At 69.3% G+C, this 10,362-nt stretch carries 10 protein-coding genes and 1 other RNA gene; 4 read left to right on the top strand and 7 right to left on the bottom strand.

What is annotated here, in order from left to right; all coding sequences use genetic code 11:
- On the top strand, positions 1-299 hold a 299-nt coding region (locus OX89_RS02140; RefSeq protein WP_199856188.1), incomplete at its 5' end, for an electron transfer flavoprotein subunit alpha/FixB family protein.
- Positions 300-563: 264 nt separating this feature from the next.
- Entirely contained in the window at positions 564-815 is a 252-nt protein-coding gene (locus OX89_RS02135) for a trimeric intracellular cation channel family protein (RefSeq protein WP_234305472.1), read from the top strand.
- Between the two features lie 12 nt (positions 816-827).
- On the opposite strand, the gene OX89_RS02130 is transcribed toward OX89_RS02135, so the two are convergent.
- From OX89_RS02130 to cysK, 5 genes are all read right to left on the bottom strand, one after another.
- Positions 828-2,609, bottom strand: coding sequence for an NAD(P)/FAD-dependent oxidoreductase (locus OX89_RS02130; RefSeq protein ID WP_047349380.1), 1,782 nt, complete (start codon positions 2,607-2,609; stop codon positions 828-830).
- A gap of 133 nt (positions 2,610-2,742) precedes the next feature.
- The gene (locus OX89_RS02125) at positions 2,743-3,765 is read right to left on the bottom strand and encodes a YbhN family protein (protein ID WP_047349379.1); all 1,023 of its coding nucleotides are present in this window, start codon (positions 3,763-3,765) and stop codon (positions 2,743-2,745) included.
- Positions 3,766-3,773: 8 nt separating this feature from the next.
- Positions 3,774-4,991: a cardiolipin synthase ClsB gene (gene clsB, locus OX89_RS02120; RefSeq protein WP_047349378.1), complete on the bottom strand. Its 1,218-nt coding sequence runs from the start codon at positions 4,989-4,991 to the stop codon at positions 3,774-3,776.
- The gene (locus tag OX89_RS02115; protein ID WP_047349377.1) at positions 4,991-5,761 is read right to left on the bottom strand and encodes an endonuclease/exonuclease/phosphatase family protein; all 771 of its coding nucleotides are present in this window, start codon (positions 5,759-5,761) and stop codon (positions 4,991-4,993) included. The genes clsB and OX89_RS02115 overlap by 1 nt, the downstream gene beginning before the upstream one ends.
- A 213-nt stretch (positions 5,762-5,974) precedes the next feature.
- On the bottom strand, positions 5,975-6,892 hold the full coding sequence (gene cysK / locus OX89_RS02110; protein WP_011806815.1) for a cysteine synthase A: 918 nt from the start codon (positions 6,890-6,892) through the stop codon (positions 5,975-5,977).
- Between the two features lie 243 nt (positions 6,893-7,135).
- Between cysK and OX89_RS18790 the strand changes: the two genes are divergently transcribed.
- The gene (locus OX89_RS18790; RefSeq protein WP_011806814.1) at positions 7,136-7,306 is read left to right on the top strand and encodes a hypothetical protein; all 171 of its coding nucleotides are present in this window, start codon (positions 7,136-7,138) and stop codon (positions 7,304-7,306) included.
- Between the two features lie 49 nt (positions 7,307-7,355).
- Positions 7,356-7,697, top strand: an RNA gene (rnpB, locus tag OX89_RS17770) — RNase P RNA component class A.
- Between the two features lie 65 nt (positions 7,698-7,762).
- Here the strand turns inward: rnpB and OX89_RS02105 are convergent.
- Positions 7,763-8,887, bottom strand: a complete 1,125-nt coding sequence (locus OX89_RS02105; protein WP_047349376.1) for a M48 family metallopeptidase — start codon at positions 8,885-8,887, stop codon at positions 7,763-7,765.
- Positions 8,888-8,945: 58 nt separating this feature from the next.
- Positions 8,946-10,205 (bottom strand): YjgN family protein, encoded by a 1,260-nt coding sequence (locus tag OX89_RS02100; protein WP_047349375.1) that lies wholly within the window; start codon positions 10,203-10,205, stop codon positions 8,946-8,948.
- Between the last annotated feature and the right edge of the window lie 157 nt (positions 10,206-10,362).

Raw genomic sequence — 10,362 nt, 5'->3', positions numbered from 1 at the left:
AAGTCATGACCCCGCTGGCGGACAAGCTGGGCGCGGCCATTGGCGCGAGCCGCGCAGCGGTGGACGCGGGCTACGCCCCGAACGACCTGCAGGTGGGGCAAACGGGCAAGATCGTGGCACCGCAGCTGTACATCGCGGCGGGGATCTCCGGGGCGATCCAGCACCTGGCAGGGATGAAGGACAGCAAGGTGATCGTGGCGATCAACAAGGACCCGGAGGCGCCGATCTTTGCGGTGGCCGACTATGGGCTGGAGGCCGATCTGTTCCAGGCCGTGCCGGAGATGGCCTCTCGGCTGTAACCTAGCGCACCCGCACGGCACTGGGGTGCCGTGCGGGATCGAACCTCTCGTTCTTCCTCAGACTCCTGAGCGAAGATCCGCGGCACCTTCTTGATCCCCCAGCTTGGCGTCGGAGTGGGCATTTCCAGCCGCATCGCGCTGCGCCGCCTGCCTCCAGCGGCATTCGTGTGCTGCCAGTAGTGTTTTGCGTATCGGCCTCGGACGGTGGTGGCATGCGGCGACAGAATGCGGCACAGTTGCACACGCACACCCATCCTCCTGGGGATGGTGACGGCCGTCGGCGGCGGCGTGGTGCGCGACGTGCTGCTCAACCGCGTACCGATCATCCTGCACAAGGAGATCTACGCGCTTCCGGCATTGCTGGCGGCGGCGATCCAAGTGATGGGGCAGCACATGGAATGGTGGGTGACGCTGACGCCCTGGTTTGCCGCGTCGGTCTGCCTGGCCGTGCGTCTGCTGGCGTTGCGGTATTCGTGGAGCCTTCCGCCGGTCTGGAGAAAGGCGCCGCCGCAGTGAACTGGCCCCGGCTCAGGCCGCGCCGCCCGAGCCGCGCGTGCCCGAGGAGGGCAGCGGCAGGCCCAGCATCGCACAGGCCACGGCCTCGCCGACCTTGATGCCGTCCACGCCGGCCGAGAGGATGCCGCCCGCGTAGCCCGCGCCCTCGCCGGCGGGGTACAGGCCGGCGGTGTTCAGGCTCTGGAAGTTGTCGCCGCGGCCGATGCGCAGCGGCGACGAGGTGCGCGTTTCCACGCCGGTCAGCACCGCGTCGTGCATGTCGTAGCCACGGATCTTGCGGCCGAAGGCGGGCAGGGCCTCGCGCATGGCCTCGGTGGCGAAGGCGGGTAGGGCGTCGTCCATGCCGACCAGCGTGACGCCGGGCTTGTACGAGGGCTGCACGTCCCCCAGCGCGGTGGACGCGCGGCGCGCCAGAAAATCGCCCACGCGCTGCGCCGGGGCGTTGTAGTTGCCGCCGCCCAGGCGGTAGGCGTTCGACTCCAGCTGGCGCTGCAGCACGATACCGGCCAGCGGGTGCACCTGCCCGGCGGGCAACGTGTCCACGCCGTGGGCTGCGCCCAGCGCGGCCTCGAAGGCCGCGGGGTCGCGCGGATAGTCCTGCGGGTCCACGCCCACCACCATGCCGGCGTTGGCGTTGCGTTCGGCGCGCGAATACTGGCTCATGCCGTTGGTGACCACGCGCCCGGGCTCGCTGGTGGCGGCCACCACGGTGCCGCCGGGGCACATGCAGAAGCTGTACACGGTGCGCCCCTGGCTGGCGTGGTGCACCAGCTTGTAGTCGGCCGCGCCCAGCAGCGGGTGGCCTGCATGCTTGCCCCAGCGCGCGCGGTCGATCACGCTCTGCGGATGCTCGATGCGCACGCCCACGGAGAACGGCTTGGCCTCCATGGCCACACCGTGCGTGTGCAGCATGGCGAAGCTGTCGCGCGCGCTGTGCCCCAGGGCCATGACCACGTGATCGGCGCGCAGCTCCTGCACTGCGCCGCTGGCCAGATCGCGCACGCGCAGGCCGTGCAGGTGGCGCCGGCCGGCGGTGTCGGTTTCGATGATCACGTCGTCCACACGCTGCTCGAAGCGCACCTCGCCGCCCAGCGCGATGATCTGCGCGCGCAGCGACTCCACCACTTTCACCAGCTTGAAGGTGCCGATGTGCGGGTGGGCCACGTACAGGATCTCGGGCGGGGCGCCCGCTGCGACGAATTCCTCCATCACCTTGCGGCCCAGGTGGCGCGGGTCCTTGATCTGGCTGTAGAGCTTGCCGTCGCTGAAGGTGCCGGCGCCGCCTTCGCCAAACTGCACGTTGGACTCGGGGTTCAGTTCGCGCTTGCGCCACAGGCCCCAGGTGTCTTTGGTGCGCTCGCGCACGGGCTTGCCGCGCTCCAGCACGATGGGCCGGAACCCCATCTGCGCCAGCACCAGCGCCGCGAAGATGCCGCAGGGCCCGAAGCCCACCACCACCGGGCGCTGTGCGGGCGCTTCGCCAGCGCAGCCCACCGGGTGCCAGGCCATGTCGGGCGTGGGCTGGATGTGCGGGTGGCCGGCATGGCGTGCCAGCAGGGCGCCGGCCTGGGACGCGTCCGCGAGCTGCAGGTCCAGGATGTACACCGCCATCAGGTCGGCCTTGCGCGCGTCGAAGCTGCGCTTGTGCACATGCAGGGCGGCGATGGCGGACTGGGGCACGCCCAGCACCTGTGCGGCCTGGGCGCGCAGCAGGGCCTCGGGGTGGGTGTCGGCGTCGTAGGCGCCGGCGGGCAGGGCTGCCAGCGGCAGCTTGATTTCGGAGAGGCGGATCATGGGGTGCGGCCCGTGACTATCGGGCGGTGCCAAAGAGGAGGGCGATCATAAGGGAGCGCCGCACGCCCATGACCGGTGAGGAGAACTCAATTTGCTATTGTATTAATAGCTGCTTGCGCTTGTCTGAAAAGCGCTAGGGGCTGATTTTTGCTTGAGAACTGGTGGTCGGCTGATGCCGCCGCCACCACAGCTCGGTCGCCAGCAGGGCCAGCGCCGCGGGCGCGAGCGGTGCGAAGTAGTACACCGCGCGGAAGGCCAGCACCACGGCCAGCGCCTGGCTCACGGGCAGGTGCACGGCCAGCACGGCCGTACCCACGGCCTCCAGCACACCCAGGCCGGCGGGGATGCGCGAGACCAGCCCGGCCACCGCGCCCAGCAGCACCGTGGCCAGCGCCGCGGCGTAGGGCACCTGCTGGCGCGCCAGCACCCACACGGACGCGGCCATCAACGCCCAGTGGGTGCACGACAGCACCAACTGCAGCAGCGCCACGCGCCAGGTCGGTAGCGGCAGGCGTCGCCCGCGCAGCATCAGCGGTCGGTGCCCGCCGCGCTGCGCGCACAGCGCCAGGTAGCCCAGCGCCACGCAGGCCAGCACCGTGCCCAACCAAGGGAGCTGGCCGCTGCCCATACGCCAACCCTCGGGCAGCGGCGGTGTCCAGGCCCAGAACAGCGCACAGGCCAGCACGCAATAGCCCAGCCAGTTGGTGGCGATGGACAGGCTGATCACCTGCGCGATCTGCCCCACATCCAGGCCCTGGCGCGAATACAACCGGTAGCGCACCGAAGCGCCGCCGATCAGCGAGCCCAGGTTGAGCGTGAAGGGGTAGGCGATCAGCGTGACGCCCATGGTGCGGGCGACGCCCAGCCCGTGGCGTACCACGTGGCGACCGAACAGGTCGAAGCACCCGTACACCAGGTGGCCGGCCCAGGCCAGGGCCGCCGCTGCAGCCAGCGTGGGCACAGGCAGCGCGCGCAGCGCCTGCCACACGCCGGGCCAGTCCACCTGCAGGCCCTGGCGCACCAGCAGCCATACCACCAGGGCGGCCACCGCTGCCATGGCGAGCCCGGCCAGCCAGCGCCAGCCCCGTAACCGGCGCCACCCGCTGCGGCGCTGGCGGCGCGCGGTGTGGACAGGCGAAGTGGCAGGGCCGTGCATGGGCTGCCTCAGGACGCGCGCGCAGTTTGGTCAGCGGGCGGCTCGGCCTGCATGACGGCGATGGCGGGCTCGTGTCGCGGCAGCCAGCCCGCCCAGGCGGGAAACCAGCGCATGAGGTGGTACACGCAGTAGCCGCGCAGCAGGCGCAGGGCCTCCCAGGCGCCGCGCGGAGCGGGCTCCACCTGGCGGCAGTGCCGCTGCATCAGGCGCGACAGGCGCTGATACAGCAGCGCATTGAAGGAGGCATCGCGGATGACGACGTTCGCCTCCAGGTTGAGCGACAGGCTGAGGGGGTCGAGGTTGCTGGAGCCCACGGTAGACCACTCGCGGTCCACCAGCGCCACCTTGCCGTGCAGCGGGCGCTCGCAGTACTCGTAGATGCGCACCCCCGCGCGCAGCAGGTGGTCGTACAGCAGGCCGGCCGCGGTCTTCACGATGGGCATGTCGGGTTCGCCCTGCAGGATCAGGCGCACGTCCACCCCGCGTCGCGCGGCGCGGCGCAGCTCGCGCACCAGCCGGTAGCCGGGGAAGAAATACGCGTTGGCGATCACCACGCGCTCGCGCGCGGCCCGCAGGGCGATACGGTAGTGGCGCTCGATGTCGTTGGTATGCCGGTGGTTGTCGCGCGTGACGAACATGGCGTGGGCCGAGCCCGCCGCGGGCAGCTGCGGCAGCGGCTCGTGGCGGTGGGTGCGCTGGGCAGACGGGGGCAGGACCGCCATGCGGGTGAAGCGGTGCATGTGCGCCACGATGGGGCCATGCACCTCGACGGCATAGTCCTGCTTGGCCTGCGGGCCGAAGTCCGCCACATGGTCCGCCGAGTAGTTGATGCCGCCGATGAAGCCCAGCGTGCCGTCCACCACCACGATCTTGCGGTGCATGCGCCGCAGCACGTTCAGGCGCTGGCCGAAGAGGCGCCGCCCTGGGTCGAACACACGAAAACGCACGCCCGCCTGCACCAGGCTGTCGACAAAATGATCAGGCAGGTCGGGCGAGCCAAAGCCGTCCACCAGCAGGTGCACCGACACGCCGCGCCGCGCCGCCTGCAGCAGCGCCGCGTGCAGCCCCTGGCCGATGTGGTCGTCGAACAGGATGAAGGTCTCCACCATCACCTCGCGCTGTGCCTGGGCAATGGCCTCGAACACGCGCGGGAAGAACTCCTCGCCGTTTTCCAGCAGGCGAAAGTGGTTGCCGGGTATCCAGCGCGAGGACGGGCGCGGGCGCATCACAGGAGGATCTCCGCGGCCAGCGGCGCATGGTCCGACAGGCGGTTCCAGGGCCTGCGCGGCAGGCTCATCGGCGTGTGCACCGAGGTGCCGCGCACATAGATGCGGTCCAGCGGCAGCAGCGGCAGCGATGCGGGAAAGGTGCGCACGGCACGCCCGCAGGCTTGCACGAACACTTCATGCAGGCCGGCTTCGCGCTGCAGCACGTCGTGCGCGCGGCCGCGCCAGTCGTTGAAGTCACCCGCGACGATCACCGGGTCCTGCGCGGGAAACGAATGCACCAGCGCGGACACGCGGCGCAACTGCTGCTGGCGGTGCGCCTCCTGCAGGCCCAGGTGTACGCAGATGGCATGGACCGGCCGTGAATGCTGGGGCGGCTGCAGCACGCAGTGCAGCATGCCGCGGCGCTCCGGGCCGCTGACCGAGATGTCGTGGTTCTCGTAGTGCACGATCGGGAACTTGGACAGCAACGCGTTGCCGTGGTGGCCATCGGTGTAGACCGCATTGCGGCCATAGGCGTACTGCGTCCAGATGGAGTCGGCCAGGAACTCGTAGTGCGGCTCCTGTGGGAAATTGGTCACGCGCCCCGCATGGCGCTGGTGCGTGCCCAGCACCTCCTGCAGGAACACGAGGTCGGCCGATACCTGGCGCACCGCCTCGCGCAACTCGTGCAACATGAAGCGGCGGTTGAAGGACGTGAACCCCTTGTGCACGTTCACGGTCAGCACCTTGAACGCGACGGGGGAGGAAGAGGGCGGGTTCTGAGTCATGGGGAAATCCAATGCCGGCCCGCTGCCGGGGGGCGCACCGCAGCGCGGCCGCGCGGCAGCGGAGGGCGATGGGGCATTGTTTCCCTGGCGGCCGGCACGCGGCTGTAGGACGGTGGACCATGCCGGTGCGTGAACATGCCGCGTCGTTGCGTTGGCGGCAAGGCATAAAAAAGGCCCCTTGCGGGGCCTTGTCGAAAAGGTGCGCCAGGCGTGTCAGGCGGGCAGGAAGCCCTCGACCGACAGATAGCGTTCGCCGGTGTCGTAGTTGAAGCCCAGCACCCGCGCGCCCGCGGGCAACTCAGGCAGCTTCTGGGCAATGGCGGCCAGTGTGGCGCCGGAGGAAATGCCCACCAGCAGCCCTTCCTCGCGCGCGGCGCGGCGGGCGTATTCACGCGCGGGCTCGGCCTCGACCTGGATCACGCCGTCCAGCAGGCTGGTGTCCATGATCTGCGGCACGAAGCCCGCGCCCAGGCCCTGGATGGGGTGCGGGCCGGGCTGGCCGCCCGACAGCACGGGCGATTGCGAAGGCTCCACCGCGAACACCTTGAGCTGCGGAAACTGCGCCTTGAGCACGCGCGCCACGCCCGTGATGTGCCCGCCCGTGCCCACACCGGTGACGAGTGCGTCCAGCCCGTCGGGGAAGTCGGCGGCAATTTCCTGCGCCGTGGTGCGCATGTGCACCTCGACGTTGGCCGGGTTTTCGAACTGTTGGGGCATCCAACTGCCGGGTGTCGCGGCCACCAGTTCCTGCGCGCGGGCGATGGCGCCTTTCATGCCCTTTTCCTTGGGCGTGAGGTCGAAGCGGGCGCCGTAGGCCAGCATCAGGCGGCGGCGTTCGATGGACATGCTGTCAGGCATCACCAGCACCAGCTGGTAGCCCTTGACGGCCGCTACCAGCGCCAAGCCAATGCCGGTGTTGCCCGAGGTGGGCTCGATGATGGTGCCGCCGGGCTGCAGAGCGCCACTGCGCTCGGCCGCCTCGACCATCGCCAGGGCGATGCGGTCCTTGATGGAACCGCCGGGGTTGGCGCGCTCGGACTTCACCCACACGTTGGCACCCGCGCCGAACAGGCGATTGATGCGCACATGGGGGGTGTTGCCGATGGTGTGCAGGATGTTGTCGACTCGCATGGTGTCTCCAGGGTAGAGGGGGGGAATCCGGCAAAGCGGGAGAGGCGTCCATTGTGGGGGAGTCGTTCAGCGGCGTCGCGATATGGATATTCCCGCTGTGGATATGGCGCCGGCGTGAATCGTCCGCCTGCGGGCCGGCTCGATTGATATGCATCAAGATTTGCCGGCGCGTGCGCGCCCGCCTGTGCCATCAGTAGGGTGTGTGCGCGACAATGGTCTCGTCTTCACTTTCCCTCCTGCGCCATGACCTTGCTGCACACCACCATGCTCATGCTCACCGCGAGTTGTGCGCTGATGCTGATCGGTTTCTCGGCGCGCGAGTCGCGCTGGGGCCCGGCGCTGATGATGGTGGGCATCGTGGGCGCGCTGCTGCTCATCGCCTACAACATCTTCCAGTTATTGCCCGCGCGTTGAGCGCGCCGGCCGCGCGCCGCAGCGGAGAAACGCGGATAATTGCGCCCGTGAAGCACGCCAGACCGCCGCTGGTGCAATCTGGGAAACCAGGCACTGGAGGAACGTCCGGACTGCACAGGACAGCGTAGCAGCTAACGGCTGCCCACCGTGAGGTGAGGATCAGAGCAACAGAGACGAGTCCCGGGGGAGTGCCTGCGAAGGCAGACCACTGGGGGTGAAACGGGCAATCTCTACGCGCAGCAATACCAAGTAGGCCAGCGTTGACGTGGTTCCGCGGAGCTGGCGGGTAGGTAGCATCGAGCCGTGGTGGTGACACCCGGCCCAGATTAATGGCGGTCACGCTGCGGGCAACCGCAGTGCACAGAATCCGGCTTATCGGCGCGCTTCACACTTTTATGCCAAAACAGCTGCCAGCCCTTGCCAGTCAAGCGCCGGCAGCTCTTTTTTCAGGAGCGCTCAGGAGCAATACGGCGCACGGCCGGCGCGCAGCGCGGTGGCGCGCTCCAGCGTGTCCGGATGGGTGCTCAGCAGCGTCCACAGGCCGTGGGATTGCGGCGGGTCCTCGGGCGTGGACGGGGCCTTGCCGGCCTGCGGGGAGGGGGTTGCGGAATCCTCGTCCCGCAGCATGGCCAACAGCAGATCGCCCATCGGTGCGGTGGGCAGGCCGGCATGGCGCATCAGTGCGAGCGCATGGCAGTCGGCCTCGCGCTCATGGCTGCGGCTGTAGGCCAGGCCCGTGAGCAACGAACTGCCCGTGGCCACCAGGCCGGATACGTCACCCAGCGCCAGCCCCAGACCCACCTGCAGCACCCCCTGCTCGACGAGCATGCGCGTGGTATGCCGGTGGGCCACATGGCCGATCTCGTGTGCCAGCACGCCCACCAGCGCGTCGTCGTCCAGGCGTTGCGCGCGGGCGGTTTCCACCAGCGCATCGGTCATCACCACCGTGCCGCCGGGCAAGGCGAAGGCATTGGGCCCCAGGCCGGAGCGGAACGCGAGCGTGAAGTGCGGCGCGTAACCGCCATAGCGCTGCAGCGCCGCGGGCGAAGCGGCCAGCAGCGCATCGAAACGTGCGCGCAGCGCGGCTTGGCGCGCAGGCGTGAGCGTGGTGGGCTTGAGGGTGCCCGCGTCCATCTGCGCCAGCGCACTCTGGGCCAGCGCCACCTCCCAGGCCAGCGGCACATGGCGCGTGAGCTGCGCGGCCAGCCAGGGCGTGCCGTGGCGGTAGAACGCGAACAACCCGGCCACGGCCAGCACCAGGACGACGGCAAACACGCCCCAGCGCGTTTGCATGCGCTGCGCCAGCCCCGGCCGGTGGCCGGCCGCATCCAGCGCGGCCTGCCAGGCGGCGGGGTCGTCGATCTCCAGGCTGCCGTCGTCGCCCAGATCGGCCACGAGTTTTGGTTGCGGACGCCGGGCGTTCCAGGCCTCGGGCCAGGTCACGTCGCGGTGGGCAAAGCGGCGCGGCGGCGCACCGGGCACATGCAGTTCCAGCGCGGGGCCGTCGGGCGCGGGCAGCAGCCGCACCTGCGCCGCGCGCGGTCGGCTGCTGCGCCCGTCGAACCAATGGGCGAGCACCATGCCCGTCAATCGCGTCTCCGCGAGGGGGCGCCGGGCGAAGGTGTTTTGGGGCGACCGGTCATCCGATCAGGTCCAGGCCCGCCGCGTCAGCCAGCGCATCGCCGATGCCGCCCGGCTGCTGCCGGCCCAGGCGCCCCGCCACCTGGTCCACGCCGCCCTTGACATGGACGGTGACGGATTCGAGCTTCATGCGGTATTCGCTCACCATGGCGAATGGGCGGAAGAACCCCAGCGTCAGTACCGTGAGCAGCATGTTGCGCAGCCGCAGCAGCACATAGCCGCCCGTGCTGAGGTTGCACTTGAAGCGCGCGATGCGGCTCACACCGATGTTGCTCCAGGTCAGGCGAAACAGCGCGGCCTCGCGATAGGCGCGTGCCGGTGCGGTGGCCAGCATCATCGCCAGCAGCGCGCCCACGAAGGCCGCCATGATCAGCACGAAGATGCCCAGCCCCATCCCGCCCTTGCCCAGCTTGGACACGAGTCCGAGCGAGCCCGTGAAGAGGCCCGCGACCAGCGCGACGAGCACCAGCAGCGAGACGAGAAACACCGCCAGCGTGGCCAGCCACAGCTTCACGAAATCCATGTACACGGGCTTCCAGCGGCCGGCCTCGTTGCCGATGCGTGAGCGCAGCACCAGGAGGCTGCGGTAGTTGAACTCCAGCCGGATGATGCACAGCACCGTGAGCAGCAGGCCCAGCGCCACTAGACCTATCAGCGGCGCGGTGACCTCGGGCAGCTTGCGGCCGGTTTCTTCGTTCACCACCGCGGCCGGGGCCAGGGACTGCAGGCCCCAGAACACGCCCAGCCACACCAGTGCCAGAGCGAACACGGGCCAGCTGGCGGTGTAGACCTCGCGCCAGCTCGCCACGAACTGCAGACGCAGCCCGCGCCAGCGCGTGTTGGCCAGGCGAAAGCGCATGGCGCTGCCCCAGATCAGCGGCGACAGGGCCGCGCCGCCCAGGATGAAAAGGCCCACGGCCGTGTCCTGCCCCGTGTTGACGGCCAACTGGTAGGCGACCGTGAGCAGCAGCAGCACGACGAAGCCCACCACCATGCGCCGCTGCTGCGCGGTGAATTCCAGGGGGCTGCCTGCCACCAGCGTGTGGCCGTAGAAGTACTGAGCCGTACGCCGCCGCGCCCAGGGGGTGTACAGGCCCAGCGTCAGAATGCTCAGCAGTACGTTCACGATCCACACGCGGAAGTACTCGCCGCCGCTGCCCGTGAAGCGCATGGCGTGTGGCTCGATGTCTTGTGACTCGAAGGACGAGCGCAGCCCAGAGCGCGCCCGCGCGCGCTCGGACGATACCTGGACGTCCATGGTTTTTCCCTCTCTGGTGGTTGTTGGCGCGCAGTGTAGCGCAGCGCCCAGATGGAATTTTTCTAGACGTAGAAAGCTGGAACCGCCGCCATATCACCGCTGGCAGCTATAGCTAGGGCCTGTTCACACTATTTTTGCCAGATGCGTTGCGATCAAA

The sequence above is a fragment of the Diaphorobacter sp. J5-51 genome, from assembly GCF_001023515.1.
GTDB lineage: Bacteria > Pseudomonadota > Gammaproteobacteria > Burkholderiales > Burkholderiaceae_C > Diaphorobacter > Diaphorobacter nitroreducens.
The sequence above is the reverse complement of the archived record's forward strand: the minus strand, read 5'-3'. Positions and strand labels throughout refer to the sequence as shown.

Coding starts and splice junctions, on each gene's coding strand:
- OX89_RS02130 (WP_047349380.1), bottom strand. CDS start 2,609: ATGATCCGCCTCTCCGAAATCAAGCTGCCGCTGGCAGCCCTGCCCGCC.
- cysK (WP_011806815.1), bottom strand. CDS start 6,892: ATGCGAGTCGACAACATCCTGCACACCATCGGCAACACCCCCCATGTG.
- OX89_RS02115 (WP_047349377.1), bottom strand. CDS start 5,761: ATGACTCAGAACCCGCCCTCTTCCTCCCCCGTCGCGTTCAAGGTGCTG.
- OX89_RS02135 (WP_234305472.1), top strand. CDS start 564: ATGGTGACGGCCGTCGGCGGCGGCGTGGTGCGCGACGTGCTGCTCAAC.
- clsB (WP_047349378.1), bottom strand. CDS start 4,991: ATGCGCCCGCGCCCGTCCTCGCGCTGGATACCCGGCAACCACTTTCGC.
- OX89_RS02100 (WP_047349375.1), bottom strand. CDS start 10,205: ATGGACGTCCAGGTATCGTCCGAGCGCGCGCGGGCGCGCTCTGGGCTG.
- OX89_RS18790 (WP_011806814.1), top strand. CDS start 7,136: ATGACCTTGCTGCACACCACCATGCTCATGCTCACCGCGAGTTGTGCG.
- OX89_RS02125 (WP_047349379.1), bottom strand. CDS start 3,765: ATGCACGGCCCTGCCACTTCGCCTGTCCACACCGCGCGCCGCCAGCGC.
- OX89_RS02105 (WP_047349376.1), bottom strand. CDS start 8,887: ATGGTGCTCGCCCATTGGTTCGACGGGCGCAGCAGCCGACCGCGCGCG.